The 17,101-nt window shown below is 59.1% G+C and carries 14 protein-coding genes; 5 read left to right on the top strand and 9 right to left on the bottom strand.

Annotated elements, in window-relative coordinates:
- Positions 1-26 precede the first annotated feature (26 nt).
- Complete coding sequence (locus tag AC0YNU_RS19785) at positions 27-1,235, bottom strand: MFS transporter (RefSeq protein ID WP_475759767.1); 1,209 nt, start codon at positions 1,233-1,235, stop codon at positions 27-29.
- 147 nt (positions 1,236-1,382) lie between these two features.
- Between AC0YNU_RS19785 and AC0YNU_RS19780 the strand changes: the two genes are divergently transcribed.
- Positions 1,383-1,784, top strand: a complete 402-nt coding sequence (locus AC0YNU_RS19780) for a winged helix-turn-helix transcriptional regulator (protein ID WP_475759765.1) — start codon at positions 1,383-1,385, stop codon at positions 1,782-1,784.
- A gap of 195 nt (positions 1,785-1,979) precedes the next feature.
- On the opposite strand, the gene AC0YNU_RS19775 is transcribed toward AC0YNU_RS19780, so the two are convergent.
- Entirely contained in the window at positions 1,980-2,825 is an 846-nt protein-coding gene (locus AC0YNU_RS19775; RefSeq protein ID WP_475759763.1) for a phosphotransferase, read from the bottom strand.
- A 201-nt stretch (positions 2,826-3,026) separates the two neighbouring features.
- Positions 3,027-6,329 (bottom strand): DUF5060 domain-containing protein, encoded by a 3,303-nt coding sequence (locus tag AC0YNU_RS19770; RefSeq protein WP_475759761.1) that lies wholly within the window; start codon positions 6,327-6,329, stop codon positions 3,027-3,029.
- A gap of 306 nt (positions 6,330-6,635) precedes the next feature.
- On the opposite strand from AC0YNU_RS19770, the gene AC0YNU_RS19765 reads away from it, so the two are divergent.
- Complete coding sequence (locus tag AC0YNU_RS19765; protein WP_475759759.1) at positions 6,636-7,067, top strand: SRPBCC family protein; 432 nt, start codon at positions 6,636-6,638, stop codon at positions 7,065-7,067.
- A 394-nt stretch (positions 7,068-7,461) separates the two neighbouring features.
- The gene (locus tag AC0YNU_RS19760; RefSeq protein WP_475759758.1) at positions 7,462-8,511 is read left to right on the top strand and encodes a hypothetical protein; all 1,050 of its coding nucleotides are present in this window, start codon (positions 7,462-7,464) and stop codon (positions 8,509-8,511) included.
- 84 nt (positions 8,512-8,595) lie between these two features.
- On the opposite strand, the gene AC0YNU_RS19755 is transcribed toward AC0YNU_RS19760, so the two are convergent.
- The 6 genes from AC0YNU_RS19755 to AC0YNU_RS19730 all read right to left on the bottom strand — a co-directional run bounded on the left by AC0YNU_RS19755 (position 8,596) and on the right by AC0YNU_RS19730 (position 13,918).
- Entirely contained in the window at positions 8,596-9,057 is a 462-nt protein-coding gene (locus tag AC0YNU_RS19755; RefSeq protein ID WP_475759756.1) for a VOC family protein, read from the bottom strand.
- Positions 9,054-9,848 (bottom strand): VOC family protein, encoded by a 795-nt coding sequence (locus AC0YNU_RS19750; protein ID WP_475759754.1) that lies wholly within the window; start codon positions 9,846-9,848, stop codon positions 9,054-9,056. The genes AC0YNU_RS19755 and AC0YNU_RS19750 overlap by 4 nt, the downstream gene beginning before the upstream one ends.
- 16 nt (positions 9,849-9,864) lie before the next feature.
- A complete protein-coding gene (locus tag AC0YNU_RS19745) occupies positions 9,865-10,440 on the bottom strand; it encodes an NADPH-dependent FMN reductase (protein ID WP_475759752.1) in 576 nt (191 codons plus the stop codon).
- 156 nt (positions 10,441-10,596) lie between these two features.
- Positions 10,597-11,271 carry a response regulator gene (locus AC0YNU_RS19740; protein WP_475759750.1) on the bottom strand — a complete coding sequence of 225 codons (675 nt, stop codon included), beginning with the start codon at positions 11,269-11,271 and terminating at the stop codon, positions 10,597-10,599.
- A gap of 28 nt (positions 11,272-11,299) precedes the next feature.
- Positions 11,300-12,967, bottom strand: coding sequence for a GAF domain-containing sensor histidine kinase (locus AC0YNU_RS19735; protein WP_475759748.1), 1,668 nt, complete (start codon positions 12,965-12,967; stop codon positions 11,300-11,302).
- 99 nt (positions 12,968-13,066) lie between these two features.
- Positions 13,067-13,918 (bottom strand): helix-turn-helix domain-containing protein, encoded by an 852-nt coding sequence (locus AC0YNU_RS19730; RefSeq protein ID WP_475759746.1) that lies wholly within the window; start codon positions 13,916-13,918, stop codon positions 13,067-13,069.
- Positions 13,919-14,121: 203 nt separating this feature from the next.
- Between AC0YNU_RS19730 and AC0YNU_RS19725 the strand changes: the two genes are divergently transcribed.
- A complete protein-coding gene (locus AC0YNU_RS19725) occupies positions 14,122-16,029 on the top strand; it encodes a beta-L-arabinofuranosidase domain-containing protein (RefSeq protein ID WP_475759744.1) in 1,908 nt (635 codons plus the stop codon).
- Positions 16,030-16,210: 181 nt separating this feature from the next.
- A complete protein-coding gene (gene coaW, locus AC0YNU_RS19720) occupies positions 16,211-17,032 on the top strand; it encodes a type II pantothenate kinase (protein WP_475759742.1) in 822 nt (273 codons plus the stop codon).
- The last annotated feature ends 69 nt before the right edge of the window (positions 17,033-17,101 follow it).

The raw sequence follows: 17,101 nt of genomic DNA, 5'->3' as shown, positions 1-17,101 counted from the left end.
AGGCACACGCCAGCGTTATCCGCCCGTTAGGCCGCCTCGATTACCTTGCTTTTCTTGTTATCCTTGCGCTCCAGCAGCTTCGCCCATGCCGTCAGCGCCACGGCTGCTCCGACCATCAAGGCGCCGATCCACGTCGTATGAATGAGGCCGATGGAGTCGGTGATGACGCCGCCCAAGTAGGCGCCGAGCGCGATGCCGGCATTAAATGCGGCAATATTGACGGCGGACGCGACGTCCTTCGCCTTCGGAGCGAAACGCTCAGCCAAAAGCACGACGTAGACCTGCAGGCCGGGCACGTTCATGAAGGCGAACAAGCCCATGAAGAAAATCGTAATCAGCCCGGCAATCTGGTACGGCGCGGTAAACGATAAAACGACTAGGACGATAGCCTGCAGGGCAAACATATAGAGCAGCGCCTTCGCAGGGTTGCGGTTCGCCGCTTTTCCTCCGATTAGGTTGCCAATCGCGATGGCGATTCCATACATAAGCAGGATGATCGCGACCGTGCTTTCCTTGAATCCCGTTACCTCGTGCAGCAGCGGGGACAGGTAAGTGAACACGACGAACGTACCTCCGTAACCAAGCGCCGTCATCAGGAAGACGAGCAGCAGCCTGCCGTTCGTGACGAGCTTGACCTGGTCGCCGAGACGGATCCGTGCGCCTTTGCGCAAGCCGGACGGCATGAGCGTCAAGTTGGCGATGAACGCTACGACGCCAATTGCGACGATGGCGACAAAAGCCGCCCGCCAGCCGATCTGCTGGCCGATGAACGTGCCGATCGGCACCCCGGTGACCGTAGCGACGGTCAAGCCGGAGAACATGATGGAAATCGCGCTCGCCCGGCGATTTTCCGGTACGAGGTCGGCTGCCAGCGTGGAACCGATCGACATGAAGATCCCATGCGCGAACGCCGAGATGACCCGGGCGGTAAGCAGGACGGCAATGCCGCTAGCCGTCGCCGCGAGCAAGTTGCCTGCGATGAACACGACCATGATCCACAGCAGGAGCGTTTTGCGCGGGACCTGCGAGGTCAGGGACGTTAAGACCGGAGCGCCGACGGTTACGCCGAGCGCATAGAGCGTCACCGTCAATCCTGCAACCGTAATGGATATATGCAAATCCTCTGCGATGAGCGGAAGCAGACCGACGCTGATGAATTCCGTCGTGCCGATCGCAAAGGCGCTGATCGCCAAAGCCAGTAATGCCAAGGTGCTGTTGTTTCTGTGGGCAGTCATGATTTCCCTCCTCTATAGTACGTTCGTTTGCGGTGACCGGCCGGTGAATGCTATTATACGTGCTATGGGTAAAGGTGAGTAGTACGTACTTTTCCGTGCCATAGGCACTAAAAAGTAACTTTTGCACCACGCGAAGGAGGAGCGGACATGGCGGACGAAATCACAGGAAGGAAGAAGTACAACATCTCCGTGGAGGCAACGCTCGAGGTCATCGGCGGCAAGTGGAAATGCGTCATTCTCTGTCACTTGACCCACGGGAAGCGGAGGACGAGCGACCTGAAGCGGCTCATGCCTAGCATTACCCAGAAGATGCTGATTCAGCAGCTTCGCGAGCTCGAGGAGGACGGCATCGTGAATCGGAATGTCTACAATCAGGTGCCGCCGAAGGTCGAGTATGAACTGAGCGAGTATGGCCGAAGCCTGGAGGTCGTGCTGAATATGCTGTGCGATTGGGGCGAGCGGCATATCATTAAGGAATACGGGGATAAAGCCGCCGTGCTGGAGGATAATATTCTTAACGACTTGGGCAAGGAGCCGGTGCACGGGTAATCGGCCGGAACGATGCGAACGGCGGTGAGCTCCATTACCCGCGTTTGCCTGAGGAGCAATAGGTTCATCGCAATCATCGATGTCAAAAATAAATAAGGGGTGTCCCAGGGAGCCATCTGGCTCGGGGATACCCCTTTCGTCATATACGGTGCCCTAGCGTATCGTCGTAGGGCCGGAGGGGAAGCTCGTTCCCAATCAGTCTTGAACGCCGCGTTCAACGAGCAGCTCCAGCTGACCGATGAAATCTCCCGCAAGCTCCAGCTGCCTGTTCGCGAATCCCAGATCTCCGTGACCCGCCAGGGCGAAATCCAAATTTCCTAAGGTGGACATGAGCACGCGCGCGATCATCGCCAACCCAAAAGCTTTCCCATCCGCATGATTGTCGAGCTGCCCCCAAACAGCACGAAAAGTCGATTCCCGAATGCCACTGAATAAGGCCGAATTGCAAATGAATGATGCCAAGTCCCAGTAGGCGGGCATTAACGATACATCCTCGAAGTCCGACCAGAGCCAACCTTCAGGGCTGGGCATCAAGTTGCCCTTATGGGCATCCCCATGACACGGTATCAGCGAGTGCGACCGAGCCCGCATCTGGTCATCCACCTTATAGAACACGCCTAACAACGCTTGGATGCGCGGATCGGATTGCGTTCTCAATCGAACGGCCGACTGAGAGGTGCGTTCCCAAACGCCAAGCACAGGAAGCGCGTCAGCATCAGAGAAGTCTTTCATTGCCGACGAAAGTCCATTTACCAGTGCAACGGCTTCGGCTGGTTCAAGCGGAGGCAATTGCGCCTTGGGTATGTACCTCCAAAACGTCATCCATGTTCCATCGACATTATATGGCCCAGCATCCGCATGATCCGAAGGCAATGACACGGGGACGCCTTTGGATTGCAGGTGGCGTGCTGCGCGCAGCTCCCGTTCAAGGTTGCGGTGGGCGTGTCCTGCATCCTGCTGCGACAAGACCGTGGCTATTCGGGCTACGACGGAGTAGGGAGCCAGGTGAATAATCAGGTTGCCGCTATCTCTAAGCACCACAGGTGTAACCCCGCTTAAGCCCGTTTCCTCAGCAATGGATAGCACGCGTGAAATAAGGTTGCTTTTCTCGGGGTTCAGACTTCTTCCTCCATTTCTGTGAAAAGGGATTCTATCCCCTCTATAAGAGTTATTCTATCATCGCTCATTGAGGCCAGCCGGCACAAATAAAGCGCCGCCCGTCATACGGGCGGCGCCTGTGCATTATTGGTCGGCACTCAAGGAGAAGTCATCCAGATAGATATCGCCGACGATTCCATTTACATATAAGAGCACCCGAACCTTCGCCGTCCCGGCGGGAGCGGTTTTCGAGCCGTGAACGTTCTCGAAGCCGGACGTGGTCGCGTCGAAGTCCTTCAGCCACTCTTCCGACAGCTGCGCGCCGCCGGCGTCGTAGAAGACCAGCTTCGCCTGCAGCTTGCCGTCGCTGCCGGTCTTGTTCACTTGCACGTAACCATCCAGCGTATAGGATTTGCCCGGCGCGGCTAGCGCATCCTGATAGACGGAGAACCACTGTGCATCGGTTGTAAGAATGCGCATCGCGGCGGTGCCGGAGCGCTTCGCTTGGTCCGTCCATTGGCAGAGCCATTCTTTCTCGCAGGACCAGATGGCCGTTTTCCAAGCATCGTTATGATCGTCGAAGCCAGGGTTAAGCAGCAGGTTGCCCTGCGGCTCCTCCGGCTGCTGGATGCCGGGACCATAGCCTTTTACGGAGAAGTCATCGAGATGGATGACCGCGTTCAACCCTTCGATATAGACGTAGACGCGTACCTTGGCCGTATTCGCCGGTGCTTCGAGGGCGCCGTAGATGTTGTCGTAGCCTTTGGTCGTGCCGTTGTAGACCTTGACGGTCTTATCGTCCAAGATGCTGTCGACGGCGTTCAGGAATTGCAGCCTGACCTTGACCGTCGTGCCGTTGTTCACGGAGATATTCGCGTAGCTGTCCAGCATGTACGTATTGCCTGCGATAGCCGGGGCGGAAGCGGAAGCGACTCCGAACCAAGCCCCGGTATCCCCGCTGATCCGCAAGGAAGCATCGCCGGTTTTCTTCTCGTTGGTATCCCCCGCGCAGTACTGCGCCTGCTCGCAGGTCCAGTTCGCCGGCTTGCCGTCCGCCAGCGTCTCGAAGCCCGGGTTGCTCAGCAGGTTGTCGGTCATGTTCGGACTTTCGGTCGTCGCCGCGACCGAATTGCTGGCAGGAGACAGATTGAGCGCCGCATCTTCGGCTTTCACCGTATACGAATAGCTTTGGCCCGGGCGCAGATCCTTGTCCTGGAATGCCGTCCCTGTCGTCATGCCGACCAGCGTCGTTCCCCGGTAGATTAGATAGCGGGTCACGCCGACCCCATCCGTCGAAGCTGACCAGGAGAGATCGACGGTATTGATCCCGTTCAGCGTATTCGTCAGGTTAGCCGGAGCAGTAGGGGCGACGGAATCCGCTGTTTTCGTGCTTACGGAAAGTTTGGCTTGTTCCGATTGGTTGCCCGCATCGTCCTTGGCCCGTACCGCATACTTGTACTCGGTGCCTGCCTTGAGCGCAGTGTCCCGGAACGCATGCACCAGTCCGCTGACCGAGCCGACGAGATCGTTGCCGCGATAAATATCGTATCCCGTAACGGAAGTATTATCGGAGGCTGCGCTCCAGGTGAGGTCGATGATGTTCTCGGTTTGGAAAGGAGAAGCGAGCTGCGACGGCGCGGAAGGATCCTTCTTATCCTTGTCCGGCTTGCCCTGCAGCACCGCCTTGATCGCGATGTCCCGCTGGAAGGCAGGCACGCTCAGCTTCAAGCCCTGCGCGTTCGCGGTGACGGTCTGCTTGGCGATCGTCGTTCCCGCGTACGTATCGTAAAACTCGACCGCGTACTTGCCTGGCGTCAAATTCGGCACGGTCAGCTGCATGCCAGTGACGGTTCTGCCGCTGCCGGCGTCGTACGTTGCCTGCGGATCGTTGATCCATAGGAGTGTCCGCGAGCTGTTTTGGAACGCGCCGGCTTTCGTGCCGTTGCCTTGGGTGCCGTAGTCCACGAACGGCATATTGACCAAGTATTCTTCCTCCGGCTGAATGAAGCGGGCCAGGTTCTGGTACTGCTTCTTATACGGCTGCGGCATGTCGAAGCCGTTCTCGAACGTCCACCACACGTTCGACCCGGCGGCGCCCGAACGGAAGAGCGGCGCCCATACGCCGTCATGGACGTAATTCGGCAGCTGCGCGTCGGTGCTTACGTCGTTGCCGGTCTTGCCCGCCTCGCCGATGAAAATCGGACGGTTTCCGAATTCTCTCAGCCCGTTCAGATTCGTTTCCCACAGCTCCGTAATATGCGAATCCTCCGCATATAAATGCATGTTGACGGCATCGAGCGTCCGAAGACCTTGCCAGGAAACTTGGGTGGCATGCTGCTCGGCATGATCCTTCCAAGCGAAGCTGGTCGTCGTCGGATGCTTGTAGAAATCCCAGCTCTTCCAATAGCCGTCCAGCGCGGCATGCCAGCTGTCGCGAATATCGGCCGACGTATCCACGCGGTTGTCGGATTCATTCCAGTACTCCAGCATCCCGAGGGACGTACTATAGCCCCAGCGCGCGAATACATAGCGAAGCAGCTGCTTCTGATAGGCTATCGCGTCCGGATTGTACCAGAAATCCGTATCGTTCTCCTTCCATTGGGAAGTGCCGCCGTTGTCGCTGTTGTACGCGTGGTAAGCCCAGTCATACCAAAAGTCGCCGAAGCTGTTGAGCGTCAGCATGACGTACAGGCCGTTCGCCCGGGCCGTCTCCATCAAGGCATCCATGCGGGCCATATTGTCCAAGTTGTAGTTGCCGATTCCGTTATACGTCATCGTAATGCCGTTCTGAGTCGTGGAGGTCGGGCCGTATTCCGGCGAATAGTTCGACCACCAGGCCGTCAGCCAGACGCGGATCAAGTTCATGTCAGCGGCTTTGTATTCCGGCATGGCTGCCAGCGTTTCGGCCGGATTGCCCCAAGCGTAGTTCGTGCCGAGGAGCGTGATTTGCTTCCCGTAGCTGTCGACGAAGCGGTCGCCCGACGTGCCCATGAAGCCGCGTCCGGCATCAGGCTTCTTGGCGTCGAACTTCAGCTTATCGGAACGGGACACGCCGCTTGCATCCTTGACCGTGAGGACGAGCTCATGCTTGCCCTGCTGGCGCGGCGAATAGCGGACCGTCCAGTTCGGCGCGGAAGCGGAGGCGTAGAATGCCGGCACGACTTCCACCTGGCCGGAAGGCGTCGTGATCTCCGCTTCGGCGTCCACGATGTCCGGATCGAAAGGATTGCTGTACGCCGTTTCCAAATCAAACGTGACCTCAAGCTTGCCGTACTGCGCGGGCTTGGTCGTGTTCAGCGCGACGTTCTTGATCGGGGTAGCTTTACCGGGCTTGCTGGAAGCGCTTACAGTTTGCGCATGCGCGGCGCCGCTGCCGACCGCCGTGAGCAGCAGGCTCAAGACGAGCGCCAGACTCACCTGCTTCCAATGCTTCGTTCGTTTCTTCATTTAATCGATACCTCCCGCGATAGTGGTGCATGCGAGGCCGCTGCGAATTCTAAGAGGCGGAGATCCCTGTCCTCTTCCTCATTTTGCGTGGGCCGGGAGGTGCGAACAACCATAGAGAGTAGTGATTATAACCCTACAACGGCCATAATCTGGCGAGCGGCACCGCATGCGGATACCGTTGATGAAGGACAACGGCAAGCTGCCGATGCTGGACCTTATCAAGGGATGGAGCGGGGTCTTCGCGAGCGAATCGCGGACATGCTATGATGAGGGAAGTAAGAATTTGGAACATGAGGAGCGATGAGGATGAACAACGTAACGAGCATGAAAATTCTAAAACCCGCAGCGGACGTATTCGAAGCTTTCGTCGATCCCGAGCGGATCGGGAACTTCTGGTTCTCTTCCAGCTCCGAGCGGTGGGAGGCGGGCAGGACGATCGGCCTGCGCTATGACGAGTACAATGCGCAATTGGAGATTCATGTGCTGGAAGTTGAAACGAACCGGACCATCGCGTATCGCTGGGGCGGGGGAGAGAATGTGGTGACGATGAATTTTCGCGAGGTCGATTCGAACACGACGATTCTAGAGGTGACCGAATCCGGATTCCGCGAAGACGATCCGGAGCTGCTGGGCAAAATGCTGGACAACAAAGAAGGCTGGGTGTTCATGCTGACCTGCTTGAAGGGGTACTTGGAGAATGGGGCCAGCCGGCTGAGAACCGGTCTCGTGAAAGGCTGACAATAGCGATGCGGCATGCGAAGAACAGCGAGCTTCGATTATGCGGGCTTGAGAGAGTAGGCACGGTTTGAACAGGTTGGTTATCGTCATTTGCGTAGGTATGGTTCTACTAGCGGGATGCGACAATGGATCCAGTCCCGCCGCAACGGCAACGAAAAGCACGGTTCCGGCCCAGACGGCAGCTGCCTCTTCAGCAAATGCCTCTAAACCGGCTTTATCGCAAAGCACCGCGCAGAACGGAGCGGATAGCGACGCAAGTCCCGAGACAAAGAATAACGGCTTCACGGCTGAGGAAATTCCAAGTCAATCCTTTGACGTTAATCTGGAGTCCTGGGGGAAAGTACGGTTTGTTTCTTCTAGTACCTCAAGTATCGATGGCGTAAGTGAGCTGCGATTGAGTCTGGAAGATGCCAAACATACGTTGCTCTACAACTTTCCGCAGCCGGCAATAGCCGACGGCCGCAGCTTCGCAACCGTCGAAGCTGTTTCGTTCAAAGATATGGACGGGGACGGCAAGAAGGAAGTTATCGTGCTAGCAACCTACAGTTTGCCGGGACAGGAAGCGGGGAAGAACTCCGAGACGGTTGCGATGGTATATTGGCAGCATGACCGAAGTTTTCAATCCGACGCTGACCAAGACAGACGCTTGAACGCGTCCAGCACGATCCGGAAGATCGGCGATGTGACAGCCTTTTATAAAGCGCGGACCGAGAGCGCCTCCCATGAAGGGGAACCGGTGAATGACGTTCCGTCGAGCAGGGGGACCGACGAAGACTTTTATAGTAATGAGAAGGTCGTCAAAGATCAGGTTGACCAATCGCTATGCACCAAAGTGCTAGATGCCGAAATCACGGAGGATGAGGCCGTCAGCATCTATGACGACGAATATACCAAGCGGGGCTTCGACGGCTCGGAGCACGGACAGGACGACATGTATCTCGCGCTGGGGGAGTGCTTCCAGGCCGAAGCGAAGCAGCGGAGCCTCTCGGGGAACGCTGGACTGGGAAGGCAAGTTGACGCCTTAAACGGGGCCATTCAGTCTATCGTCATGGGTTTCTCCGAAATCGACTACATCCGGGGAGGAGGCACGCTGTCGTCCCATATCGGCGCTCGGACACTCGGATTGTACGGGTATCGTATGCATGCCTTCGTCGATATGGAATTGAAAGGTTCGAAGATTGACGCGCGCGCCTATAAGGAGTTGGCTCGGATGCTGGACGTGGACTTAAGGCAAATACAAGCCGATGGTGTCAAAAACTTAACTGAGTATGAGGATGCCGATCAAGTGAGCGCGGCGCAAAAGCAATTCGACGTTGATTTTGCCGAGCTTAAGTCTGCTGTCGGCACCTTTAAGACATTAACGGCCAATCAGGATGAGGCAGCGGTCTATTTGCTGAGATACATCGAGAAGTATGCTGGAGGTTTGGCTTACGAGAACCAGTAGACAGCTAAAGAGCAGCATATTGGTAAACTAGTCGCCTAAGTGCGGTCGGTGGGTTATTCACCACTGCACTTGGGCGGCATTCCTTCAGGCATGGTCGATATTAAGCGCGACCCACTCTTTCAGCGTCGGTACAAAGTCCAGCTTGCGATGCTGGCCCGATACCCGCGAGGCGAATTCCAGTTCGTTGCCGTCCGGGTCATTGAAGTACAGAGAGGCCACCGTCCCGCCGGTGTGCACGATCGGTACCCCATCGCTGTGGCCGAAGACGCCGACCGTCTCGATATCGCGCTCGCGCAGCCAGTTCCTCGCTTTCATCAGATCGAAGAAGTCGACCTCAAACGCGATATGCCGCCGCTCCAGCGTCTGCCCTTCTCTCACTCTCCACAGGCCGAGCTCCTGATGCAGTCCCGGCGTGCTGCCGATCCGCAGGAATGCCAACGCGTCATGGTTTCTTTCGATTAAGCTGAGACCGATCGTTTGGTAGAAGGCGATAGAGGCATCCACGTCCGTCACCTGTAGATGCGTTTCGAACAACGATTTAATCATGTTAAACGCTCCTTTTCCATGGCAGGGTGAGGCGCGACGAGCACCAATGTGAAGCGGTAGCCGAACGCGCTGAAATGCAACGTATCGCTTGCGTTCTTGTCGTCTGGAATCGAATACGGAATGCCTTGGTCGGCGAGCGCCAACCGGACGTTCTCCACGTAAGCCATGTCGGTCGCTCCAAAGACGACGTGCATGTTCGGCGGCAGTGCCTGCATGGCGACGGGAATCCAACGCCGCTTCGTGGATACCGCGATGACGTGAGCCGTTCCGCCGATCGCGAAATTGAAGGTATCCGACTCGTCTCTTGTTCGCAGGCCGAGCGTGCGCTTAAGCCATTCCCGAAACGAGACGACATCGTCGACCGGCATTCCGGCTTCACGGAGGTACAGGATCCGGAGCGCGCCGTATGGATGCACGACGTCATCGCGAATGTAGGAATGTGCGATGAGCTCAAGCAGGTTGCCGTCTCCGTCACGAAAGTAGACGCTCCGCCCGTGCTCGAATGTCGTCTCCTCTTGGCCGTCAGGCCATTGCAATAACGCGATACCCCGTTCGCGAATGACGCGCACGCAATCATCGAACGCCGGGTAGGGCACCTCGAAGGCAACATGTGCCGGCGACAGCGGCAGACCCGCCTCCTCGAAGGTCAGCGTGCAGCGCTCGGTCAGCCGAAAACGGATTCCATCTTCCGATTCGTCGACTGCCTGAAGCCCGAGCATCCCCCCATAAAACTGTTTGACGCCTTGAATGGATACGGTCTGCAGCCGTAAATCGGCGAAATGAGTGATCATCCGATTACACCGCCCCTCAAACGGCATCCGCGGCGGCCGGCTTCCCTTGCCCGCGGACCAGCTGGGCGAGCGCCAGGAACGAGCCGAGCACGCGGTGGATGCGGTCGTCGATCTCCTGTCCGACCTCATACGCGTCCTGCGCGGATTCGAACCATTTGCGCTGCGGGCCGCCGATCGACAGCCATTCCGGCGAGTTGATGCCGTGCAGGTTGCGGATGACGGCTTGCAGCTGCTGCAGCGAGCTGACGCCGACCGCGCCGCCGGCGGAGCTGACGGACAGCACCGGCTTGCCGCCGAAATGCTCCTGTCCGAGATGGTCGAGCGCGTTCTTGAGCACGCCGCTCATGCTGCCGTGATATTCGGGCGAGGAGAGGACGATGGCATCGGCTTCGCGCAGCAGGCGCTTCAGCTCGACGAGTCCGCCGTGGCCGTCATGCGAATCATCCGGCGAGTAGAAGGGGAGCGGGTTACGGTACAAGTCGAACAACACGGCCGAATGTCCTTTCCGCTCCGCGATGCGTACCAGATATTCCGTGAGCTGCGTGCTCGTGGCCGACTTGCGGTTGCTTCCTGCGATCATAACGATTTTCATATGGGTCCGTCCTTCCGGGAAATGGAGTTGCTTGCGATGTATTCATCTTACGGCATGGGAGGGCAGTGCAGCGTCGGCGGAAAGGATGAGGCCAAAACGAAAAAACGTCCAGCCTTTCGGCTGAACGTGTCTACAACTTTAGTCGTAGAGAAGGGGCTAATCGCCGAATCCTTGTTTGACGGCATAGATGGCGGCCTGCGTCCGATCGGTCAGGCCGAGCTTGTCGAGCAGATGGCTGACGTGGGTTTTGACCGTTTTCTCGGTGATGAAGAGCGCTTCGCCGATCTCCTTGTTGCTCCGTCCGCGCGCGATCAGCCGGAGCACCTGCATCTCCTTGGGAGTCAGCTGTCCGTAAGGCGTTTCCGCTGTTCGAGAGCCGTCGGCCGCTCCTGACTCGGAGGGCGCTTCCGGCGAGGCGACCAGGTTCATCAGCAGCCCGGCCGCCTCCGAATGCAGCTCGACTTTGCCGTCATGCACCCGTTTGATCGCCATCACGAGCTCCTCCGGGCCGATATCCTTAAGCAAATAACCTCTCGCTCCCGCACGAATGGCCGGCAGCACATGGTCTTGATCGGAAAACGACGTCAGGACGATGACCTTGACCTCGGGATAGGCCAGCTTGAGCCGCTTCGTCGTCTCGATGCCGTTCAGCAAGGGCATGTTCAAATCCATCAGAACGACGTCCGGCCGCAGCGCTTCGGTACGTTCGATCGTTTCCAGTCCGTTCGCGGCTTCCCCGACCAGCTCGATATCGGGCTGGGTCGCCAGAAACACCTGCAGCCCTTTGCGGACCATCGCATGGTCGTCGGCCAGCAGCAATTTGATCGCCATGGACGATCACCTCCTCTAAATTACTCGATTACTCGTTTGCCGGAAACGGGATCGCGACCTCGATTGCCGTACCGCCCCGATAGGCGCTTGTCAGCGTAAAACGGCCGCCGAGCGCTTCCGCCCGCTCGCGCATCGTCGCCATTCCGTAGGAGGGAACTCCCTCCGCGGGCCGTTTCTTCTTCGCGATGCCCCGTCCTTGGTCGGCGATCCGCAGAACCGCCTGCCGCGCTTCCACGCGCAACGAAACCGTCGCATCCGCGGTTCCGGCATGCTTGCTTACATTGTTTAGCGCCTCCTGCCCGATTCGCCACAGCGCTTCCTCGATCTGGCGTGGCAGCTCGCATACGTCCGTCACCTCGGTATGCACCCGCAGCTTCAGCTTTTCGCCGTAAGCCTGAAGCGCCGTGACCAAGCCTGCTTCCAGTCCGGCTGGCCGGAGCTGCATGATAAGCGCGCGCATTTCCTTGAGCGCCGTCTGGGAGAGCGACTGCATGTCTCCGACCGACTGCAGCGCCGCCTCGGGCTTGCTCCCTTTGAGCAGGCTCTCCACGCCCTTGGCCGTCATCGAAAGCGAGAACAGCATTTGGCAGACGGAGTCATGCAAATCGCGGGCAAGCCGGTTGCGCTCGGCAAGGCGCGCGAGCTCCCGCCGATGCTCCTCCAGCCTGGCGCTCTCGAACGCCATCGCGATATGCTCGGCGAGCGCCTCCAGCACCTCGTTGTCGACGGGCTGCTCCGCTCGTCCTGCCGCAGCACTACCGACGACGAGCATGCTGCCCGGCATGAGTCCGGCGAGTGGAATCGGCACCGCCTGCGCGATCGACAGCTTGGGCGACAAGCCGCGCAGCTCGCGGCGGCCGGCCAGCTCCGATGCTTGCTCGGACGTCGCGACGGCAGGCCGCCGAGCGCGGGCGGCCTCGCGAAGCCAATTCGCCGCCGGCAGAGGAAGACGCGCATTCGGCAGCGTCGTGCGTCCTTGCGCATGGACGGCCTGAAGGACCAGCTCGCCTCCGGTCGTCTCCAGCAAGGCCGCGAACGGCCATTCGAAATGCTCGCCGATCAGGCGAAGCGCGAGCTCCGTCAGCCGCCCCGGCTCCGTTCCCGCGCTGACGGCCATGCCGAGCGACCGGCTGTAGTCGCCGAGCCGGGCGAACAGTTCGGCTCGGCGCTGCTCGGCGGCATACAGCCGCATGCGGTCGACGGCGCTGCCGATTTGGAACGCGACGGCTTGCAGCAGCGCGAGCTCTTCGTTCGAGAAATGCGTTTTGAAGGGCGAAGCGACATTCAGCACCCCGAATTTGCGGTCGCCGGAACGAAGAGGGACGGTGGCATGGTGGGTAATGCCCTGCGTGTCGCCCCAGCCGCAGGATACCGCGTCCTCCAAACGTTTGCAGTTCAGAATATTAACGGCATTATTCAATCGGTTGTCCCAGTAGCGGTCGAGGCACCAGCAGGTTCCGTTGCACATCGGCGCTTTATTGTCGTGCAGCAATCCCGGCGGCAGGCCCCGGTCGGCGACGCGTTCGTAGTTCATTCGCCCGTCCGTCAAGAAGATCCATCCGGCCTGCAGCCCGGTCAGCTCCAGCAGCTTCTCCAGCACCGTTCCCAGCATGAGCGTCAGATCGTTCGATTGGTTCAGCGTCTCGGCGATGATTTTGAGCGTGAGCAGCTCCTGTACGTGAGGATCGTTCGTCATCGTCATTTCTCCTTTTGCTCATAGGTTCGGGATGATGCGGCCCGATTCCTCGTCGCATGGCCCATTTGACACGAATAATGGAGCGCGAGCGACGTTCGATTACGTCCGGAACCGCTGCCGGAACGCCTTCGGCCTCGTCCCCGTATGCTTGCTGAAGCACCGCACGAAATACGAGAACGTCACGAACCCCGTCGCTTCGGCGATCGATCCGATCGGCTCTCCCGTATGGATCAGCAGCTGCTTGGCCTGTTCGATCCGGTAGCGGGTCAAGTAGTCGAGCGGCGTGCAGCCGAACGCCTTCTTCATGCAGAGCGCGATGTAGTTGGCGTGAAAATGCAGCTGCTCCGACAGTTCCTTGTAGCTCACCTGCTCGCGGTAGCTGCGGCGCAGGAACGCGGCGGCTTCATCGGCAAGCGCCAGTTGGGCATCCTTGGCTGCGCGGCCTTCCTCCTGCAGCCGGAACAACAGCTGCTGAAACACCCCTTGCTGCTTGAAGCGGGCGCCGGCATCCGCGGCAGCCTTCAACCCCTGCAGCTCCTCCAGCCATTCGTACATCGTCTCCCTCGCGGGCAGCTCGCCGGATCGCGGCACATGGAAGACGAACGTCTCGATTTGCAAATACGGTATCGTTCGTGCGGGGGCTGCATAGGGCTCCCGTTCCGTGACCTCGCTCCAGCTGCCGAGCGTTTGGAAATGCAGCCAATAGAAATGCGTCTCTTCGTCGCAAGGCTTCGACGACCGATGGGAGCGGTCCGGCCTCAAGATCGCGAAATGGCCGGCGGGAACGGTCAGCTCGAGCCCGTCTTCCTCGAGAAACAGGCAGCCGCGCGTCGTCACGAGCAGGTCGAACACCCCGATGCCGGAACGGTCGGCATGCCTGTCGCCCGCAGGATAGACATCCTTGCCGGATGTAATGTAATGCGGCATGGGCGGGGAGGTGAATCGGAACATTTTGCGGAAACCCCTTTCGACGGTTTGTCCGGTTAGTCCTTCAAGTATAAGGAGTTGTTAGCATCATGGCTAGAAGACGCATGCAATATTAATGTTGTGATTCGTCACTAACACGTTGTCATCGGCTATCGGTTGCCATCCGCTCCCCATGGTATATTCGGGACATGTCATGCCAATTGAACGCAAGGGAGACGACCACTAATATGGAGACGACGAAGAAGCAGGCGCAGGCAGCGTTCCGGGAGCTTCCGCTCGGAGCGGTCAAGCCGGCGGGCTGGCTGCGCGATCAGCTGCGCATTCAAGCGGACGGGTTCACGGGACATTTGGAAGAGCATTGGGGCGACGTCGGTCCGGACAACGGCTGGATCGGAGGCAAAGGCGAGAGCTGGGAGCGCGGGCCGTATTATCTGGACGGCTTGCTGCCGCTCGCCTACGTGCTGGACGACGAGAAGCTGATCGCCAAGGCGCAGCGCTGGATCGAATGGTCGCTGAACAGCCAGCGGGCGGACGGGAATTTCGGTCCGCGGGGTCCGATTCAAACCGTCAATAACGACTTGGACAAACAGCAGGACTGGTGGCACTACACGATCATGCTGAAAGTGTTCACCCAGTACGAGGAAGCGACGGGCGATCCGCGGGTCGTTCCGTTCATGCTGAAGTTCTTCGGCTTCCTGCGCGGGGCTATCGAGCAATATCCGATGCGGGGCTGGGCCAAGGCGCGCGGCGCGGATCTCGTGCTCTCCATCCAATGGCTGTACCGCAAGACGGGCGATGAGTCGCTGCTGGAGCTAGCGAAGATCGCGGCCGAGCAGACGACGGACTGGACGGACGTGTTCCATGATTTTCCGTATTGGCGCAAGGTCGAGGAATGGGACTGGACGACGCATGTCGTCAACGTGGCGATGGGGATCAAGACGCCGGGCATTCGCTACGAGCTGAGCGGGGCGGAAGTCGAACGCGACGCGGTCCATCGCGGAATCGACAGCCTGATGACGTATCACGGACAGGCGCACGGGATGTTCTCCGGGGACGAATGGCTGTCCGGCACGAGCCCGAGTCAGGGCGTAGAGCTATGTGCCGTCGTTGAGTACATGTTCTCGATGGAGCATTTGACCCGGATATTCGGCGAAGGGCGGTTCGGAGATATATTGGAAAAGGTGGCGTTCAACGCGCTGCCGGCCACGATCTCGAAGGACTGGACCTCGCATCAATACGACCAGCAGGTGAATCAAGTCATCTGCAATGTCGCGCCGCGCACATGGAGCAACGACGAAGAGGCGAACCTGTTCGGCCTGGAGCCGAACTTCGGCTGCTGCACGGCCAACATGCATCAGGGCTGGCCGAAATTCGCGTCCCATCTCTGGATGGGCGAAGGCAGCGGCGGCCTGGCGGCCGTCTCTTACGCGCCGAGCACGGTGACGGCCGAGGTCGGCAGCGGCGCATCGGCAACGATCCGGGTAAGCGGCGGATATCCATTCCGCGAGACGGTGGCCATCGAAGTGGAGCTCGACCGCGCGAGCGAGGCGTTCGCCATCTCGCTGCGCATTCCGGCCTGGTGCGAGTCGCCTGCGTTGACGATTAACGGCACGGCGTTAACACTTCATGTGATTAACGGTTATGCCCGAGTCGAGCGCGAGTGGAGCAATGGCGACCGACTGTCGTTGACGCTGCCGATGAAAGTGAAGACGACCACGCGCAATCTATACGCGGTGAGCGTCGAGCGGGGCCCGCTCGTGTACGCGCTGCCCGTTCAAGAGAATTGGCAGCTGCTGCAGAAGCGGGAGAAGTTCCACGACTGGGAAATCCTTCCCGGCTCCCAGTGGCAATACGGCCTGCTGGCGGACAGCGAGTACGAAGTCAGCGAGTCCGACGTGCCCTACCAGCCGTTCGAAGCGGAGCATGCGCCGGTGAAGCTCCGGGCATCCGGCCAGTTCGTGCGCGGCTGGAAGATGGAAGGCAACAGCGCCGGCACGCCGCCGCTCTACCCGAACGTCAAGGGGCAGGAGATTAAGGAGCTGACGCTCGTGCCGTACGGCAGCGCGCGCCTGCGCATCGGCGAATTCCCGCTGATCGGCGAACGAGAGAAAGCGTGGAAGAAGAAGCTGGAATAGAGGAATTCTGAGAAGCCGCGAAGGTCATAGACTTTCGCGGTTTTCGCGCTGTTTACGGAACGGACGGGCACGAAGAGGCGGGCGAGGAGTTTGACGGTCTTTTCACAAGGCATATACTATACTAAGGTAAGCGAGAATGACATTGCGGCGATGACGCGATGGGAAAGCGTGGCGATCAGTCATGAGAAAGATCGGAATCGATGCGGGCGGAACGTTGATCAAAATCGCCGGCATGGACGAGAGCGGTTCGCTCGAGCTCCGGAAAGCGCCCGTGCGCGAGATGGGCGCGATTGCGGCTTGGTTAAATGAAGAAGAGGATGCGCGGATTGTCGTGACCGGCGGCAGGAGCGCACAGCTGAAGGCGCGGATGAACAAGGACGTATCGGGCATAGCGGAATTTATCGCAACGATGAGGGGCGCCTCTTACCTGCTCCTGGAGCAAGCTTTCGGGGCGGATGACTACGTGCTGACGAACGTCGGAACCGGGACCTCGATTCACCGCGTGAATCCCGAGGGACACGCGCGAATCGGCGGCACCGGCGTCGGCGGCGGCACGCTGATGGGGCTGTCCAGGCTGCTGTCGGGCATGACGGACTTCGAGACGATCGTCGGGTTAGCGAAGTCGGGCGCGCGCGGCGGCGTCGACCTGAAGGTCAGCGATATCTACGCCGGCTCGGAGCCTCCGATTCCGGGGGACCTGACGGCAAGCAATTTTGCGAAACTATTCCTGCATGAGCACATAGACGACATTGCGAAAGAAGACTTGATCGCCTCGGTCATGGGATTGGTGGGCGAGACGGTCGCGACGACCAGCGTCCTGGCTGCCGGACAAAACGGGATTTCGTCCATCGTATATATTGGGTCGTCGTTTATTCGGAACGAGCCGCTGCGGGATGTCGTGCGGGCTTATACCGTGCTGCGCGGAGGCACGCCGTTCTTTCCGGACAACGGGGAGTATTGCGGGGCGATCGGGGCTTTGCTGAGCGGGAGACAGGAAATTTAAAGATTCATACCAGCACGAGCCAATTATGGCGGCAGCCCAGGGTTTGATCGGATGGGGAGCCGCCTTTTT

Source organism: Paenibacillus sp. J31P316 (assembly GCF_056269105.1).
The sequence above is the reverse complement of the archived record's forward strand: the minus strand, read 5'-3'. Positions and strand labels throughout refer to the sequence as shown.